The sequence below is a fragment of the Mycoplasma sp. ATU-Cv-703 genome, from assembly GCA_004011965.1.
GTDB lineage: Bacteria > Bacillota_I > Bacilli_A > Mycoplasmatales > Metamycoplasmataceae > RYZV01.
The window spans coordinates 241,237-259,708 of record RYZV01000001.1 but is presented as its reverse complement, the minus strand read 5'-3'; the positions used below and the strand labels follow the sequence as shown (position 1 = coordinate 259,708).

Genomic DNA, 18,472 nt, shown 5'->3' with positions numbered 1-18,472 from the left:
CATAGTCGTCGTATTTTGGGGCAGTATAATCCTTATGTATCCTTAAACTAATTTTTGTTTATTGACCTCGATGTTTAAATTTTGGGGCAGTATAATCCTTATGTATCCTTAAACATCATCGCGGAAGATCCAAAACTCCGATGAATTTTGGGGCAGTATAATCCTTATGTATCCTTAAACGCGGTCGTTTAAACGCTGCTTAGCAATGTCATTTTGGGGCAGTATAATCCTTATGTATCCTTAAACGAAGGGGTTAGTGAATGATTAAGCGATAGTATTTTGGGGCAGTATAATCCTTATGTATCCTTAAACCCATTTGGGTTGAACAATCAACGCCCATGAATTTTGGGGCAGTATAATCCTTATGTATCCTTAAACTGAAAGACTGGAAATTAGAATGTGAAAAGTATTTTGGGGCAGTATAATCCTTATGTATCCTTAAACGAAGAAAAAGAAAATAGAAGAAGCAAAACAATTTTGGGGCAGTATAATCCTTATGTATCCTTAAACAATAAAATCGGTTTTAATAACCCCCGAACGATTTTGGGGCAGTATAATCCTTATGTATCCTTAAACTTATATTCAAGAATGAAAAGATTTATTCACATTTTGGGGCAGTATAATCCTTATGTATCCTTAAACTCTCGTCAAAAATTGGGGCATTTGTGCTACATTTTGGGGCAGTATAATCCTTATGTATCCTTAAACATTTAGATCGTCAAGTCATTTTAAAAAATCATTTTGGGGCAGTATAATCCTTATGTATCCTTAAACAAACCGGCAATCCTGGCATAGCGATCGTGCATTTTGGGGCAGTATAATCCTTATGTATCCTTAAACATTATTCAATCGTTGCTTAAGTAACGTAACATTTTGGGGCAGTATAATCCTTATGTATCCTTAAACTGGTTTTTGCTTCTTAATTTACTAAGGTAAATTTTGGGGCAGTATAATCCTTATGTATCCTTAAACGTAATGTCATAGCATGCCTCAATCTATACAATTTTGGGGCAGTATAATCCTTATGTATCCTTAAACAAATGGTATGTAAACCCAAGTTGAAGTATTATTTTGGGGCAGTATAATCCTTATGTATCCTTAAACATCACGTCTACATTAAAAAAGCAGTCAAGAATTTTGGGGCAGTATAATCCTTATGTATCCTTAAACTAGAAAAATGATTTTGTGAAGAACCACCAAATTTTGGGGCAGTATAATCCTTATGTATCCTTAAACCAATTGGTAATAGTAGTAGTCATGACGATTATTTTGGGGCAGTATAATCCTTATGTATCCTTAAACAGGCAGATGAAAAGGGTCTGCCGAAAAAGGATTTTGGGGCAGTATAATCCTTATGTATCCTTAAACCAAAATAAATAAGCAAGTCTTATTAGGTAAATTTTGGGGCAGTATAATCCTTATGTATCCTTAAACCTGATAATCATTATTTTATTTATGCTGTCAATTTTGGGGCAGTATAATCCTTATGTATCCTTAAACGACCTTTTACGTAAAATTCTTGCAGTCAATATTTTGGGGCAGTATAATCCTTATGTATCCTTAAACTTATCAACCTAAATATAAAGTTTCTTATGTATTTTGGGGCAGTATAATCCTTATGTATCCTTAAACAGAGATTTGCATTTTCAATCTTATGGTTTGATTTTGGGGCAGTATAATCCTTATGTATCCTTAAACGGCATTAACGAGTGAATGAGCGCTGAGGTGATTTTGGGGCAGTATAATCCTTATGTATCCTTAAACATTTGAAATTTAATGATCCAAAAGGTCAATATTTTGGGGCAGTATAATCCTTATGTATCCTTAAACTAACACCAACGTTAATTATCAACAAGTGGGATTTTGGGGCAGTATAATCCTTATGTATCCTTAAACGGATAAACCGATGTCGTGGTCAAACTACCATTTTGGGGCAGTATAATCCTTATGTATCCTTAAACTATAGCCTTGTAAAACTCAAAATCATCTTTATTTTGGGGCAGTATAATCCTTATGTATCCTTAAACTAGCAATGTCCCTTTTTAAGAGGTAAATACATTTTGGGGCAGTATAATCCTTATGTATCCTTAAACCCGAGAGCGTCAAAACTTGTAACCGAATCGATTTTGGGGCAGTATAATCCTTATGTATCCTTAAACAAGTCAAAAACGCAGCGATCACGATTGGCAATTTTGGGGCAGTATAATCCTTATGTATCCTTAAACGACAACTAATTCCTAAAATTAAATGTTTTAATTTTGGGGCAGTATAATCCTTATGTATCCTTAAACCCAGCTGACTTGGCAACTGGTACCGAGGGTATTTTGGGGCAGTATAATCCTTATGTATCCTTAAACAAGTTATTATTAGCCAAGATGAAGTGATTTATTTTGGGGCAGTATAATCCTTATGTATCCTTAAACTTAAAAATTATTTCCATTATTCAAGAGTTATTTTGGGGCAGTATAATCCTTATGTATCCTTAAACAAAGGATTTTTTGAAGCGAAATCAATTTTAATTTTGGGGCAGTATAATCCTTATGTATCCTTAAACTAAGTTAATTCAACAAAAAAGGGCAATTTGATTTTGGGGCAGTATAATCCTTATGTATCCTTAAACTGCTGGCTTAATTTCTGTTATTTCTACTTCATTTTGGGGCAGTATAATCCTTATGTATCCTTAAACGCCTCTATTTTACGTTAACGAACGACGATAATTTTGGGGCAGTATAATCCTTATGTATCCTTAAACAATCAGATAGTCTAGAAGTTAGTTACGATGATTTTGGGGCAGTATAATCCTTATGTATCCTTAAACCTTGGTCTAGAAAGTATAAACATATTGCGAATTTTGGGGCAGTATAATCCTTATGTATCCTTAAACCTGTATTCGCTTGCGGAGACGTAGTATCAGATTTTGGGGCAGTATAATCTTTAGGAAACAGTAGAGAAAGATCAAACCGCAAAATTCTCCACAAATAAAAAACACTCAGAGATTAGCGCTTTTATAGCGCGTAGTCCCGAGTGTTTTTTAGCTATATAGGAATCGTGTACGATTTCACTTTCACAGATAATCGCACACATTAGTTTTTGTTGACTACATTCTTATCTTAGAAAATGCTATTTTCAAGTTCAAATAAGACCTTTTAGATTTGGCAGATAAAATAGTTCAAGAACTATGATTTCATGAACCTAACTACTTGTTCCAATTGGGATTTTTCTGATTAGATCTGTTGTCTCTATTGTCTTTATGATCTTTGCTGTTAGGATTGTGGACATTAGAACGTTGATCGTTAGAGCTTCTGTGTTTGCTTTCAATGATTTTCATTTTTACACCTCCTCTCCTATAATGTTAATACTATTGAACAAATTCTCAAAAGAGCAATTATATGATCTATCACCGTTGCTGTCACGGCTGCAGTCTCTTCCGCAATAGCAAATGCCACTCGCCACGCCATGGCTAGATCGGTTGAAAAAAAGTTGGTTGAACTCGGAATCTCAAGTGAAAAAGAGATTGACCAAGCTTTGTTAGAAGATTTAATTGACATTGAGGTTAGAAGAGTTGGGGCAAATTATTCTGTTTTCGTAGAAGAAAACATCTTCGGTAATTTTCGCACACGTTTTCACGCTAAAAATAAGCAAGAAGCGGTAACTACTCTAGGTAAAAAGATGTTAGGTTTTGCCAATAAGCAAAAAGCTAAGCTTACAAAGGAAGCGCTAAACTTTTATTTACGCATATGGCACGAACTAATAATGAAGTACAGAATAAAAGACAAAATAAGAGAATTTCATTGACGTAATCTGCCTTATTTTGAGAAAAAGGCCACCACTTTAGAAATCAAAAATGCTTCGCATCAAAATAAGATTAATAGAATCAATCAGAAAATTGCTAAATTGGAAAGCAAACCCAAAGTGAGACTAAGCAAAATAAATAATTTGAGAGCCAGTCTTGATCATTACCAAAAACTGGGGGAGGAGAGCACACTAGCACTGACTGAATACAAAAATCATCTCTCGTTAGCAAAAAATTACTTGAATCAATTGTCAGGCATTGCCGAAAACCCCGAATTTGTGATCTCGGGGTCAATCATTGCAATCAAGGATTACGAGAAAGCAATGGTCGGATTACAAACGTTAGTCGCAAAAATGCCTAGCCCTCCATCATTCTGGTCTTAATTAACCGCTACTGCGTATGATTAGATTAAAGAAAATATTTGAAAAAAGGAGGTGAGTATGGATAAAAACAACAAAAAGAGAATTTCTGCCAGCGTTAACAAAGAGCATCTTGAAAAGGCTTACAAACTCATGTCAGATAAATCACAAACCAAATTAAGGTGAGGAGAATTCATTGACTTGCTCGTCAAAGAATTCTTGGGTAAGCAGCCTACTTAAGAAATTGGAAAGTAAATAAAGCGATTTGTTTGCTTTGGCCATGATAGTTAAATTCAAAACCTTGCCGACTGTTCGCAAGGTTTTGTTTTTTTTGTTCTGTCAGTTTTACAGCTAAAATCAGATCAAACACCAAAAAAGAAATGTATTCTACCCATTTGTCAAAAGGTTTTGAACACGTTTTAAATAATTGCTTTGATTTTTCAAGTCCTGGGTAAATTATCCCAGCGCGCAAAACGACGGAATGTTTATAATTAACAAGAAACCGAAAATGAAAAATAAACCAGAAAGATCTTATGGGTTGAAAAGTAGTTCAAGTTAACACTGACGACCATTTAAAGCTTTACCTTAACAACATTTTAATTAAGCGTGAGTCCAAAAAGATTATCATCAACATCAACGACATTGATGTTCTTTTGCTTGATAACTATAAATTAACCTTGAGTGTCCAGTTAATTAACGCGATTACCCAAGCTAACGGATTAATCATCACTTTCAACAGTCGACGAGAACCAGCCAGTTATGTTTTCTCTGTCAACGGCAACCACATGTCACTGAAAGTTTTGGAAAATCAAATCGCTTGGACGAGCGTTTACAAAGGCAAACTATGGCAGGAAGTGATTCGTAACAAAATCAATAACCAGTACCATTTACTCACCGAATATAAACTTGAGTCAATCGATGACGAATTTTTCTTAAAAACAATCGAGCAAGTTAAACCTTATGACGTTACCAACCGGGAAGGTCACGCCGCCAAAGTTTACTGGGCGCTATTATTTGGTCAAGATTTCACGCGTGACTACGATGCTAAGCAAAATCCAACCATTAACTCAATGCTTAATTACGGTTACGCAGTTTTGCGAGGTTTAGTAATTAAATCCATCGTTAAAAAAGGTTTAGATCCGAGAATTTCAATTTACCACAAGTCATTTAGTAATTTTTACGCTTTGGCTTCGGATTTGATGGAACCTTTCAGGCCCATCATTGACCGCGTGGTTTACCAAAACCGTGACGCCCCCATTTTTAGCGTGGAAATTCGTCAAAAATTAATTGAGTCATTAACCGACAAAATTACTTTGCTGGGAAAAAGTGAGTACATTAACAATGCGATTGATAAGTGCATGGACTTAGTAATTCGTGGAAAGGGTTGAACTTGGGTAGATACATGAAAATAATTCTCATGTACGACTTAAACATGGATTCGCCTGATCGTGTCAAAGAGTACACTAAGTTTCACAAATGAATTATTAAGCGCGGTTACGTGATGCTTCAATATTCGCTTTACTACAAAACGATTAACGCGATCACTAAGTACTCTTACGAAGAAAAAGCGCTCGCTAAATCAATCCCTAGCCACGGCAACGTCAGATGCATGCTCGTTAGCGACCGGCAGTTTTACGACATGAAAATTTTGCGCGGCGATCGCTATTTAAACGAACTAGTTAACAACTCAGAAAGGTACGTGAGAATCGATGAAGATCTTTGGGAATAATTTAGAACTGGACGGGTTAAAGTTTTTGTATACAACGCGCAACTTGGAAATTTTGAAGCAAATCCAAACTTCCAACCCCAGCGCGGTAATTTTGACTCCCTTTACCAAGTACTGCGATCTGTTCAACTTTAAGAAGGAAAATCCGCTTTACGAACTGATGAATCAAGAGCAACCTGATTACCGGGAAAAGCTACTTAACGAGCCGTTTGTAGTCAGTTTTATTCAAAAAGTTAACGCAAAGTTGGGCATTGAACTTTTTGATTATGACCTTGATTACGACAAGTTACTAAAAACGGTGATTAGTCTTTCGGACCAATACGTGGAGCCGGAACACATTCCCCACATTTTAGCGATGTTTGATCAATTCATCGCCAAGCGGACCCAGGTGGTTATCGCCGGTTTTGAACCCGCCAAGACGATTTACACCAACTTAGATCTTCTTTACGTTTTAACTAGTTTGAAAGGGCAAGTCGTTCAGTATAACACCTTAGAATCGCTTTGAATCGACAACCAAAAACACAACAAAATTTTCGTCGTGGAAGACCAAGAAAAGTTAATTTCTTGGTTAGAGCTAGAAACTAAAACTGTGATTAGCCCCAAACAACTGAACGATTTCCTCAAGGGTGAACGAAATTACGACAGTTTTTTATTGGAAAATTCTTTCCAAAAAATTTGTGAGATTGAAATTTAAATTTGCTATATAATAACGTTGTGAGTTAATTGTACAGTTGACTCGCAAGGATACATAAGGATATACATCCCTAAAACAAGGCTATATGCCGTAACCGATCTCCCTTTGGGGGATCTTTTCTTTTGCGCCAATTTCAAAGACACTCAATTAGGTTTTTCATTTTAGTTAAACCGACTGTGTTAGAATGAGCCTATCATCCGATTATGCCCACGCCAGTAGATCTTTTACAGTCTCAAGTTGAAGAGACAGCCCAAAAATTAAGCCACCAAATTATTCCGACTCCGCTTGTTTATAACGCAACGCTTTCTAATTTAACCGGCCAAAACATTTACCTTAAAATGGAAAATTTTCAAGCCACCGGTAGTTTTAAGATACGTGGAGCGCTTAATAAGATCTTTAATTTGTCTGAGTCAGAAATTCAGCGGGGAATAATCGCTGCTAGCGCGGGCAACCACGCCCAAGGTGTAGCTTGGTCAGCTCAAAAATTAGGCATTAAAGCGACGGTCGTGATGCCCGTTTTAACACCAATTAACAAAGTTAACGCCACTCGTAATTACGGAGCAAAAGTGATGTTACATGGCGAATTTTTTGATGATGCTCTCGCTAAGGCGCAGGAAATTGCCGCTCAAGACCAACTCACACTAATCCATCCTTTTGACGATTTAAAAGTTATTCAAGGCCAAGCTACGATCGGTTTAGAAATTGCTCAGGAGTTATTACAAATTGACTACTGTCTGATACCCGTTGGTGGTGGCGGTCTTGCGAGCGGTATCGCATCTTACTTAAAACAAGTGAGTCCGCGCACAAAAATCGTGGGAGTTGAAGCCGAAAACGTGAACTCGCTAAACCAAGCACTTCAAGTCGGCAAGCCCGTCAGTGTTAGACCTTTACCTTCGCTGGCCGAAGGCATCGCTGTCAAAACGCTCAGTTGAAAAACTTGGCAAATTATTGAATCTCACCTTGACCAGGCTGCTCAAGTGACCGAAGCCGAAATTTTAGCCGCGATGATTTTCATGGCCAAGCATTGCGGCGTGATCGTGGAAGGTTCGGCCGCGGTTTGCGTGGCAGCTTTGCTAACTCATAAAGTCAAGTTTTCTCGCCTAGGTCAAAACGTGGTTTTAATCATAAGCGGTTCCAACGTGGAATTTTCTCACTTTGAAAATGAACCTAAAATCGATCTGAGCGATCAAAGTAGCATTAAAGCCGTTTTAAAGCGGTCAGACTTAAAAAATAGTTTGACTAATTTAATTGAAAAAGCCGGTCAAATTGAAGCCCAAATTATCAAGGTGTTTTACCACAATCACCCTCATTACGTTGATAAAATTGGGGTGTCAGTTTTATTCAGTCCGACTCGTGCAGCCAAGTTTTTGACCACAGTTTTAGCCGCGCACGGTCAAATCGTGGACGAGTTCGAATAAGGAGTAACATGAAATTTATTAACACCGAAAAAGCGCCGGTTGCGCTCGGGCCTTATAGCCAAGCAATCCAAGTTGACAAACTAGTTTTTCTTTCCGGGCAACTGGGCATTGACCCACAAACCCACCGGTTTGGTTTAGGAGTTGAAGAGCAAACTTTGTGGGCGCTTGAAAACTTAGGGCATGTTTTATTTTCGGTTGGGTTAGACAAAACCGACGTTGCGAAATGCACAATTTTTGTCAAAAACATGGACGATTTTGCCGCCATTAACCAAGTTTACGAGCGGTTTTTCGCGACTCACAAACCCGCGCGAGTTTGCGTGGAAGTGTCGCGCTTACCCAAGGACGGCTTAGTTGAGATTGATGCAATTGCTCGTATCCGTGGTTAGTTTAGTAAGTTAAGCCTTTATTTTCGCGATTTTGTTCGTTTGATGTTCTTAACTGTGCCAGTTGGCCATAATTGAAAACGATATTCAATTTTATGGATCCAACTGACACTTTGGCCCGGCTGAAACTAATTAGCCTTGATCGCCAGCACCCTTTTCAAAAATTGACTCAGTTTTTGGTTGACCACCAAAATCAACCTGGGCAGTTAGAAAGTCAAAAAATAACGGCGGAACTTAGCGTTTCTGAGCTAGCACTAACTGGTTTAGCTAACTTGCTAGGTTGACCCTCTTACCCCGCCTTAGTTAGCGCGCTAACTAAAGCAAAATGTCTAGACCAGCACGTCAGCCACATTGCCGCCCGCGCTTACCAGCAAATTCTTTTCAACCTCTACCGCGCGTTTGACCTTGCAAAAACCCAAAGCAAGAATCTTGAGCAGTTAATTGAAATAATTCGTCAAGCAAACCAAATCGTTTTCCAAACTTTTGTCCACTACCATCCCTGCCAAGATTTTGCCCGCCAACTAACTAAGTTAGGTTTTAACACCAAGGTGATTCGTGAGATCGGCGAATTGAAATCATTAGCCCGGTTAGATGAAAAAACTCTCTGAATAATTTTTGATGAATCGATTAGCAAAGACCAGTTAACCGAAAATTTAACGATTTTAAGAAGCAAAAAAGTTCAAGTAGTCGTCTTTACTCATCGCCACCCCGTTAGTTTTGAATTCAAGAAAGAGTTGGTTATTCAAAGCGCTTACCGCAAACCACGAACTTACCGAGCTTTACGTTTTGAGCATTGAAACGGGCTTTTTTGGTTAGAAATTATTTTTCAAAAAATTGGTGCGATCATTTACGCTAATTGGGAACTGATCCGCGAACAACTTAAAATATAATGTAGGTCTATGAAGTTTTTTCAAAAATTAAAAGCTCGCCTTTTTAACCTTAAAACTAGCGATGATAAACTTTCGTCTGTCGCAAGTTTAGACGATAAGAGTAAGTTGGATAAAAAACTGGCCGCTAAAAAAGCTAAATTTGCAAAAAAAATTAGCAAGCAAGAGGCCAAAGCAGCTCGTCAAAAACAGCGCGTTAACAAGTACTTAACCGGTTTAAACAAGTCGGGTAACTCTTTTGCGCGCAGCATTCGCGAACTTCAAACTCGCCACAACCAAATTGACGAGGAATTTTTTGAAGAACTGGAAGATTTGCTAATTATGTCTGACATTTCTTTGCCGTTAGTTAATGAAATTGTCAGTCAAATCAAACAGGAAGTTAAATTCGAAAATGTCCAGGATCCGAATTTGATTGGCGAAATTGTGGCCGACAAAATTTTTACCACCTACGCTAACCAGTCAATCGTTGACACTTTGCTAAACGTAGAGCCTGGTCGTAAAAACGTGATACTCATCGTAGGAGTTAATGGTTCGGGCAAAACTACCACGATCGCTAAGTTGGCTCACCAACTTAAGCAATCGGATTACAAGGTGGTTTTAGCCGCTGCTGACACTTTCCGGGCGGGAGCCGTCGAACAACTTCAGACTTGGGCTCAGCGCGTGGGAGTTAAAATCGTTAAACCTCAACACTTTCCGGCCGATCCAGCCTCGGTCGTTTACCAAGGTCTAGAAGTTTTGCAAACCCAAGACTATGATGTTTTAATCATTGACACGGCCGGACGTCTCCAAAACAAAGTCAACCTCATGAACGAACTTAAAAAAATTAACCAAGTGATTAGTAAGCAAATTCCTGCGGCTCCGCACGAATCTTTGCTAGTGCTTGATGCAACAACTGGCCAAAACGGTTTATCGCAAGCAAAACACTTTCAAGATGTCACACCTTTAACCGGGATTGTGTTGACAAAACTGGACGGAACATCAAAAGGTGGCATTGTTTTAACAATTAAAGATCAGCTTCAGTTAGCGGTTAAATACGTTGGATTAGGCGAAAAGATTGATGATTTACAAGAGTTTGATTTAGATGCTTTTATTTATGGGCTGACCCAGGGACTAGTCAATGAAAAAAAATCCGCTTAATGAACGGGAAAAGTGACTGGTTTATTACGATCGTTACGAGCACTTTTTAACCCAAGCTCAAAAGCAGACTTTTCATCTTTACTACTTAGAAGATTTAACTTTGCAAGAGGTAGCCGATGTTTTGGCTACTACTCGCCAAGCAGTCAGCGATACGCTTAAGAAGGCACGGCAAAAACTATCCAGCGTAGCAGCGAAATTACGCGGTTAAATTTTAAAATTCTTGGGCAATTTTGTAAAGTTTTTCCGCGATTTGTTCGTGAGCTCACCCGGTAGGGTGCAACTCGTCTAGGAAGAAGTAATTGGCTAAGTTTTCGGCGTTAGCTCCGTTGACATAATCGAACTTGTCGCCATCTTTAGAAAGCAAATTCATAATTTGAAAATCAGTCGCGTTAGTAAATTTGTACTGATCACCGCGGGCCAAAAATTGGTCGCGCAGTTGGAAAAAATCGCTGTGTAAATCGTGAAGTTTAATCACAACGCCGCTCTGACTGTTGCTTAGTTGGGTGATTTTTTCGCTTAAACCTTGGTTGAATGTTTGCACCCCCGCTTTTAACTTAGTTTGAACATCTTCCGCAATTCGAGAAAAACGCGGAGCGATAGCCAGTTCAACGATGTTAGAAACAAGAATTCTTTTCGCGCCCTTAGCAATCAAAGATTCTAAGACTTTGCCAAACCGTTCAAGCATTTGCTTGGCTCCAGCAACCATATCTACTTTTTCGGGACTCAAAAAACTGTGTCCTTCTTCTCAAGATTTGACCATGTCTAAAAAGTCATTACTTCCGATGTTGATGTAGACAATGTCTTGGTTAAGCAACTCGTGTTGTTTGAAAAGAGCGTCAGCTTGCTTTTCTAGGCTAACCGATCCGAAAAAGTTTTCCGCTATAGAACTAAGGTGGGGACTAATTTGCGAACCTGCAAAGGCGTAGTTAGCCCCTTTTTTCTCAATTGAACCAAACAGTGCGTTTTCAATTCGGTAAGCCGGGTCACCGTTAAGTTTTAGTTTCTGGGCTAACAGAGCTGCCGCAGTCGGTCCAGTTGAAAAGTATTTTTCTTGGTAGTAAATCGACGGCAGTTTAATTTGGTCAACTTGGACAAAAGTTTCAAACATTTCGGCAATCATCCCAATTTCTTCACCTTTTTCCTTACTCTCTTTAATTGCACTTTTTAGGTTTTTAATGATCGCTGTTCCAGCCTCAACAAAAACTCCGGCATCGCTCAGACTATCGCCTAAAACATAAAGGTTAGTGGATGAACCCTGCGGGTCTTTTTTGTCGTTAATTTCCGCTTCTTCATTAGCACCACAACCAAGAGCGCTCATGGGTGCAAAAGCACCTACTCCGGCAATAATCGCTCCATTTCACCATTTTTTGGTCATATTTCCCTCCCTTGGAAATTGATTAATTGATTAGTTAATTTTACCTAAAATGGACTAATTCAAATTTGGACCGGGTAAAGGCGGACTAGATTAAACCGCCTAAACGTGGTCATGCTGGAGTATAATTTCTAAAAAGTTATGCGCAGAATTATCATTAAGTTATCCGGGGAAAGTTTAGCTAACAAAAGCAAAGATTTGGCGATTGATAACGACATTGTTGAAAAGATCGTGGGTCAAATTAAAAAGATTATTGACCGTAAAATTGAGGTTGGGATCGTAGTTGGTGGAGGTAACTTCTGACGCGGAGCCGCGGCTGAAAAACACGGCATTCCTCGCAACCGAGCGGATTACATCGGAATGCTGGCGACAGTCATGAACGGTTTAGCGCTTCAGTCGGCTTTTCAGCAGGCCAAAGTACCTACTCGCATCCAGTCTTCGATCGCTGTTGACGCCCGGGTGGCTGAGAACTACATTAACGAGAAAGCTGTTAACGCGCTCAAAAGTGGCGAAGTACTAATTTTTGTCGGCGGTACTGGTCGACCGTTTTTTACAACTGACACCGCAGCGGCACTAGTTGCGAGCGAACTGCAAGCTGACACAATCTTGATGGGCAAAAATGGCGTGGACGGAGTTTATGACTCGGATCCGAAAGTTAACCAAGACGCGCGACGTTTTGAAACGATAACTTACGCAGAAATAATTAACAAAGGTTTGAAAGTGATGGATGCTACTGCGGCGGCTATGGCACGCGATAACCACATTAAAGTGATTGTTTTTGACATCACCCAACCCGATTCGTTAATTAAAGTAACCGAGGGCAAAATGGTTAGCACGCTAATTGTTGAGTAAGGAGATGTGATGGATATACAAGCATTATTACAAAGCGCGGAAAGCGAAATCAAAAAAGTTTTAGAACACTACGAAATGAGCATCGCTAAAATTAGCGCCGGTAAAGCTAACCCCAAGTTATTTGACCAGGTGCGAGTTCTTTATTACGGCGAGCGTTTGCCACTGACGCAATTAGCCGCGATAACCATGCCCGAAACGCAGCAAATTTTGATTAAACCTTTTGACCAAGCAATTATTAAGGAGATGGTCAGCGCGATTAACTCAGCTCGCCTTGGTTTTAACGCCAATAACGAAGGTCACCAAATTCGGATTTTAATCCCGCCTTTAACCGCTGAACGCCGCAAGGAACTAGTCAAGCAAGTTGACGAATACACCGAAAAGGCCCGGATAGGAGTGCGAGCGGTTCGTCAAAAATTTAATAAGTTGATTAAAAGTGACGAAAATGTCAGCGAAGACGAAGTTAAGTACAACTTAGAGCAAGTTCAAAAGTTGATTGACCAGTCTATCCAAACCATCGGAGCACTCACCGAGCAAAAAGAGCAAGAACTCGTGACGATTTAACTAGTTTAAATTTATAATGCGAGAGTGCGATTTTTAAACACCAACCTAGTTAAAAGAACAGTTTTTGCGCTGTTAATTTTAGCCTTGGTAATCCCGGTTTTTGCACTCACTTATTACGGAAATTACCCGGGTCGTTTGATCGGCCTAATCGCTTACGTTTTACTGGGCGTCTTGGGAGTTTACGAGTTAACTTTTGCCTTCATCAGAAAGTCTTGGGTGGCGATTGTTTTTGCCCTTTCGCTTGTGTTGCCCGGCGTGCTATTGCCCTACTGGGAATTTGAGCACACGTTAAGATTAGGGTCAAACTACTCAAATTTACTTGACAATCTCAAAATCAGCTTTTCCTGACAAACTTGGTTAGTGCCCATTTTCGCGCTGCTAGTTTTTTGACTGTGCGCTCAAAGACAACTCCAACTTAAAACGCTTCCGGTTTTATCGCTTTTTTTACTCGGGATTAGTTACATGGTGCTCTTGATTATTAAGGGCGCTTGAGTGCTTAACATTTACGCTTGAGACAAATTGGTCTTTGTAGTCTCGATCGCAGTTGTGAGCGATACCTTCGGGTATTTAGGAGGAACTTGGTTTGGGCAAAAATGGTTTGGAGGTAAAAAATTAGCCCCGACCATTTCGCCGCAAAAAACTTGGGCTGGAGCGGTCTGTTCGTGAGTCGTGGCTAGTCTTTTTACCGGGATAGTCGGCTATTTTTGCCACATTTGACCAGTTGCCTCTGAGCACCAAGTTTGGTTTTCAATTATGATGGCTCTGATTGTTCCCGTCATTGCCCAGCTCGGCGACTTGTTTTTTTCGGCGCTCAAACGCTCGCTCAAACTAAAAGATTTTTCCAATCTTTTACCAATGCACGGCGGTATATTTGACCGCATTGACGCCATTTCCGTCACGCTTTTTTTCGTGATCGTTATTTTCATGCTAACCTAGGACAATATGGACCCAGCTTTTTCTAAACTCGCCCAAAAAATTTACTTTCAACCTTCGCCTAGCTTTGAAAACGCGCGGGTTTTAGGTGCCCGACTTTCGGAGCAAAAAGTTTTTAAAATCTCTCTTCAAACTAATACGATTGTTCCGCTTGACGAACTAATCAGTTTTTACGACTGCTTAAGTCACAACTTTCCCCACTCGACCGAGTTAAATTTTCGCGTCAAAACTTGCCAGTACGACCTTTTAACGCTCAAACAATATTTACGTTGAATCGTGGGTGATTTGCTTAGCCAACCTAAGTTGGCCGTGCTGATTTACCACGAATCAATGAAACTGAATGACCAGGAACTTTATTTGAATTTGGTCAGCGAAAAAATTTACCAGGACTGCGTTTTGCTCCAAAACAAAATTACCGATCAACTTCGCCGGTTTGGTTTTGAGAATTTGACGTTTAAACTAACTTACCACGAACCCCAGGGAGATTTGCTGAGTCAAGAAAAACGCGACCATCTCAAATTAGTCAGCCAAGCTTGGAAAGATTACCAGCGCCAACCCAGCGCCTCTCTGGCACCAACTAATCGTTCAAGACGGGGGTATTACGCTTGCCAAATTAGCGACTTAAAAGATGCACCCCAATCGCAAGTTGAAATTCAAGGCCAGATCTTTGAAGTTAATTTCCGGCACAGCGCCAAAACTAACCTTAGCGTTGTCGAAATTGGCGTTAGCGATTACCAGGAAGCAATCATGGTCAAAAAATTTCTTCGAACCGACCAAGAACGGCAAACTTTTCAAAAACAAACTTGACTTAACCGTTGAGTTAGCGTGCAAGGGGCTTACCAATTTGACAACTATAAACGGATCATGGTCATCATGGCTAATAAAATCACGCCCGTTAAATCGCCGCTGGAAAGCGATTTAGACGATGCTCCCAACCGCCGAGTTGAACTTTCGCTTCGAACTCAAATGTCAACCATGGATGGAATTTTAAGTCCCAAGCAAATCGTAGAACACGCTTTACAAAACCAGCATTTGGCCGTGGCGATTACCGACTTAAACTCAGTCCAAGCTTTTCCCGATTTTTATAACGCCAGCAAAAACACCCCACTCAAAGCTATATACGGAGCAACTTTCCAAGTGATTGACGAAGATCCCGGGACGGTCAAAAACGGCGCCTCAGACCACAAACTTACCGCTTTAGAGTACGTAGTTTTTGACTTGGAAACAACTGGTCTTTCGCCCATTTTAGACGAAATCATTGAATTTGGAGCAGTTAAGATTGTCGACGGAAAAATCACCGACCACAAGCAATTTTTCATTAAACCCAGTCGGTCAATTAATGCTCAAATTACTCGTTTAACTGGCATTACTGACGAGCACGTGAGCAGAGCCTGTTCCCAAGTTGAAGGTCTTAAACAAATTATTGACTACCTTGGCAAAGCCGTTTTAGTTGCTCACAACGCTAACTTTGACTGGGCTTTTTTGGCCGAAAAAGTCGCCCATTTTGGCTTGCCACCTTTGACTAATCCCATCATTGACACGTTAATAGTAGCGCGAATCGTAGATCCTAAAAGCAAAAAGTACCGCTTAGAAAATTTTGTTCGACGTTTAGGAATTGCTTACAACCGCGGCGCAGCTCACCGCGCCGATTACGACGCGAACGTTTTAGCTAATGCTTGACTTGTAGCACTTCGGATTTTAGAGAGTCAAAAAATTATCACTCTCAAAGATTTAGCTGACTACCGTCACCAAAGTCTGTGGGAAAAAGCATTTGCTTACGAAGTGACGCTTTTAGTCAAAAACCAGCGCGGACTGCGTGATTTGTTCGAGTTGATTTCGCTTTCGCACACTAAACAGTATTGAAAAACACCGAAACTTTTTTGGAGCGACTTAACCAATTTACCAAACTTACTAGTCGGCTCGGGCGGTCTTCATTCCCACCTAGTTAACAAAATGTTGCGCGATACGACCGAAGAAATCCGCCGCGAAATTAGCCGTTACGACTACATTGAGTGTCAACCACCGGAAAACTTTGCCCATCTAATCGGCGATGACTTATCGCGGGAACAACTTGAACAGATGTTAAAAATGCTCGTAGACGAGGCGCGCCAGCAAAACAAACTAGTTGTTGCGAGCGGAGATGTACGTTACCTTCGTCCCCAAGACCAAGTTTTTTACCAAGTTTACATCTATTCCAAAGGACTCGGCGGCGAACGACACCCGCTTTACCGCTACCTTAAAAACGACGCTCCGATTCCCGAGCTCTATTTCCGCACTACTCGGCAAATGAAAAAAGCGTTTGCTTTCTTAGAGGATAGCCGTTTAATTGAACAAATCGTCGTGCTTAACAGTCAAAAAATTGCCGATCAAATTGACAAAATAGTTGTCATTAAAGACCGCCTTTATCCGCCCGCATTAGACCAGGCGCACGAAAAATTGCTCCAACTAGTTGACCACAATGCCCGCCAAATTTACGGACAGAATTTGCCTAAAATTGTCGCCGATCGTTTGAAAAAAGAGTTTGAACCGATTCAAAAGTACGGCTACTCAGTCATTTACTGAATCTCCCACTTGCTTGTCAATCAATCGCTTAAAGACGGTTACTTAGTTGGTTCGCGCGGTTCGGTTGGCTCTTCGCTAGTGGCCACTTTAGCTAAAATTACCGAAGTTAACCCCTTAATCCCTCACTACCTTTGCAAAACTTGCCAAACTAGCGAGTTTGTTAACGATACTAACCTTAACTCTGGTTACGACTTACCGCCTAAAAATTGCCCGACTTGCGCTCATCCAATGGCGCGCGAAGGCCAAAACATTCCTTTTGAAACTTTTTTAGGTTTTAGCGGCGATAAAGTTCCAGACATTGACCTTAACTTTTCGGGCGAATACCAGGGCGCTGTTCACGACCAAGTGCGGCAACTTTTTGGCGCTAAGCATTGTTTTCGCGCCGGCACCATTTCGACTGTGGCCGAACGAACCGCTTTTGGTTTTGTCAAAAACTGGGAAGAAGAAAAAAAACACGATATTTCAGAAATGTTCCGTCGTTTTTTAGTTCAGCGCGTGGCCGGTACTAAACGCACAACCGGGCAACACCCGGGCGGAATTATTGTCATCCCCCAAGACCACGTGGTTGAAGATTTCACCCCGGTTAACTACCCGGCTAACGATGCCGGGGCGGCTTGACTGACGACCCACTTTGATTTTCACGCCATTCATGACAACGTGGTTAAGCTAGATTTACTTGGTCACGATGATCCGACGGCGATCCGGAATTTAGAAAAGTTGACTGGCGTTTTAGCAAGCACAATTCCGATGTCTGACCCGCGGGTTTTAAACTTATTTTCTTCACCCCAAGAATTAGGAGTTAGTCCGGAACAAATTAACGGCGAAACAACTGGCGCGCTAGGAATTCCTGAGTTTGGAACTAAGTTTGTTCGTTCGATGCTGAAAAGCGTGCAAGTCAAAAGTTTTGGCGACTTAATTTCAATTTCAGGACTTTCGCACGGAACCGATGTTTGAACTAATAACGCCGAACAATTAATTAAAAACCAGGGACTCAAACTTCACGACCTTGTTTCTTGCCGGGACGACATTATGAACTACTTAATTGCTCAGCAAATTGACGAGTCCACCGCTTTCACCATCATGGAACAAGTGCGCAAAGGTCACTCAATTAGCGAGCACCAGGAAAAACTGTTGACTAAGCACAAGGTGCCGGCTTGGTACATTGATTCACTCAAAAAGATTAAGTACATTTTTCCCAAGGCCCACGCTACAGCTTACGTAATCATGGCGTGGCGAATCGCTTGGTTTAAACTCTACCATCCGCTCGCTTACTACGCCACTTACTTTTCCACCCGAGCCGACGTGACCGAACTGACAACTTTAATCGGCGGAAAACAGTTAGTTGAAGAACGTCTTCAAGATTTAATTAAAGGTCGCTACAAACGCGGTGCAGCCGAGCTAAGCAACAAAGAGCAGGCACTAATTCCGATTTTGGAAATTGCTAACGAAGCTTACGCGCGCAAAATCAAGTTTTTAAATGTTGACCTAAAACGTTCAGAGGCGACCACTTGAGTCATTGACCAAGCCAGCCGGGCTTTGATCGCGCCGTTTGTGGCGATAGACGGACTTGGGATTAACGCGGCTAATTCAATCGTAGAAGAGCGTCAAAAACGCTGGTTTACTTCCCACGAAGACCTTTATGAGCGAACTTTAATTAACCGTACAACGCTCAATAAACTAGCCGAGTTAGACGTTTTAAATCAACTTTACGAAACTAACCAAATAGCGTTTGATTTTTTCAAATAGTGTTATAATTTCGGCGTCAACTGAATATTATTGAGTTGCCCTCCGGCAA

Annotated in this window: 15 protein-coding genes and 1 CRISPR repeat array; of the genes, 14 read left to right on the top strand and 1 reads right to left on the bottom strand. The window is 40.5% G+C overall.

Annotated elements, in window-relative coordinates; genetic code table 4:
* Nucleotides 1-12 precede the first annotated feature (12 nt).
* A CRISPR array of direct repeats spans nt 13-2,950; the repeat unit is 36 nt; unit sequence ATTTTGGGGCAGTATAATCCTTATGTATCCTTAAAC.
* A 506-nt stretch (nt 2,951-3,456) separates the two neighbouring features.
* The 10 genes from CSE00_RS01065 (at nt 3,457) to CSE00_RS01025 (ending at nt 10,605) form a co-directional block, all read left to right on the top strand.
* The gene (locus CSE00_RS01065; RefSeq protein WP_127942748.1) at nt 3,457-4,176 is read left to right on the top strand and encodes a hypothetical protein; all 720 of its coding nucleotides are present in this window, start codon (nt 3,457-3,459) and stop codon (nt 4,174-4,176) included.
* 57 nt (nt 4,177-4,233) lie between these two features.
* A complete protein-coding gene (locus CSE00_RS03020) occupies nt 4,234-4,392 on the top strand; it encodes a hypothetical protein (protein ID WP_161565526.1) in 159 nt (52 codons plus the stop codon).
* A gap of 293 nt (nt 4,393-4,685) precedes the next feature.
* Complete coding sequence (cas1, locus tag CSE00_RS01060; RefSeq protein ID WP_127942747.1) at nt 4,686-5,564, top strand: type II CRISPR-associated endonuclease Cas1; 879 nt, start codon at nt 4,686-4,688, stop codon at nt 5,562-5,564.
* Nucleotides 5,555-5,881, top strand: coding sequence for a CRISPR-associated endonuclease Cas2 (gene cas2 / locus CSE00_RS01055; protein WP_127942746.1), 327 nt, complete (start codon nt 5,555-5,557; stop codon nt 5,879-5,881). The genes cas1 and cas2 overlap by 10 nt, the downstream gene beginning before the upstream one ends.
* A gap of 52 nt (nt 5,882-5,933) precedes the next feature.
* Nucleotides 5,934-6,572, top strand: coding sequence for a hypothetical protein (locus CSE00_RS01050; protein ID WP_148669036.1), 639 nt, complete (start codon nt 5,934-5,936; stop codon nt 6,570-6,572).
* Between the two features lie 203 nt (nt 6,573-6,775).
* Complete coding sequence (locus CSE00_RS01045; protein ID WP_127942744.1) at nt 6,776-7,990, top strand: pyridoxal-phosphate dependent enzyme; 1,215 nt, start codon at nt 6,776-6,778, stop codon at nt 7,988-7,990.
* Nucleotides 7,991-7,998: 8 nt separating this feature from the next.
* Nucleotides 7,999-8,376 carry a RidA family protein gene (locus CSE00_RS01040; protein WP_127942743.1) on the top strand — a complete coding sequence of 126 codons (378 nt, stop codon included), beginning with the start codon at nt 7,999-8,001 and terminating at the stop codon, nt 8,374-8,376.
* A 71-nt stretch (nt 8,377-8,447) separates the two neighbouring features.
* Nucleotides 8,448-9,263 (top strand): SIS domain-containing protein, encoded by an 816-nt coding sequence (locus CSE00_RS01035; protein ID WP_161565525.1) that lies wholly within the window; start codon nt 8,448-8,450, stop codon nt 9,261-9,263.
* A gap of 9 nt (nt 9,264-9,272) precedes the next feature.
* On the top strand, nt 9,273-10,397 hold the full coding sequence (gene ftsY / locus CSE00_RS01030; protein ID WP_127942741.1) for a signal recognition particle-docking protein FtsY: 1,125 nt from the start codon (nt 9,273-9,275) through the stop codon (nt 10,395-10,397).
* Nucleotides 10,378-10,605 carry a sigma factor-like helix-turn-helix DNA-binding protein gene (locus CSE00_RS01025; RefSeq protein ID WP_127942740.1) on the top strand — a complete coding sequence of 76 codons (228 nt, stop codon included), beginning with the start codon at nt 10,378-10,380 and terminating at the stop codon, nt 10,603-10,605. The genes ftsY and CSE00_RS01025 overlap by 20 nt, the downstream gene beginning before the upstream one ends.
* Before the next feature lie 3 nt (nt 10,606-10,608).
* Here the strand turns inward: CSE00_RS01025 and CSE00_RS01020 are convergent, their stop codons facing one another.
* Nucleotides 10,609-11,772, bottom strand: coding sequence for an SGNH/GDSL hydrolase family protein (locus tag CSE00_RS01020; RefSeq protein WP_127942739.1), 1,164 nt, complete (start codon nt 11,770-11,772; stop codon nt 10,609-10,611).
* Nucleotides 11,773-11,910: 138 nt separating this feature from the next.
* Between CSE00_RS01020 and pyrH the strand changes: the two genes are divergently transcribed.
* Genes pyrH through CSE00_RS01000 form a run of 4 tightly spaced genes read left to right on the top strand, consistent with a single transcriptional unit; the run spans nt 11,911 to nt 18,423 of the window.
* On the top strand, nt 11,911-12,621 hold the full coding sequence (pyrH, locus tag CSE00_RS01015) for a UMP kinase (RefSeq protein ID WP_127942738.1): 711 nt from the start codon (nt 11,911-11,913) through the stop codon (nt 12,619-12,621).
* A gap of 9 nt (nt 12,622-12,630) precedes the next feature.
* A complete protein-coding gene (gene frr, locus CSE00_RS01010) occupies nt 12,631-13,182 on the top strand; it encodes a ribosome recycling factor (protein ID WP_127942737.1) in 552 nt (183 codons plus the stop codon).
* A 24-nt stretch (nt 13,183-13,206) separates the two neighbouring features.
* Nucleotides 13,207-14,118, top strand: a complete 912-nt coding sequence (locus CSE00_RS01005; protein WP_127942736.1) for a phosphatidate cytidylyltransferase — start codon at nt 13,207-13,209, stop codon at nt 14,116-14,118.
* A gap of 6 nt (nt 14,119-14,124) precedes the next feature.
* Entirely contained in the window at nt 14,125-18,423 is a 4,299-nt protein-coding gene (locus CSE00_RS01000; RefSeq protein ID WP_127942735.1) for a PolC-type DNA polymerase III, read from the top strand.
* The last annotated feature ends 49 nt before the right edge of the window (nt 18,424-18,472 follow it).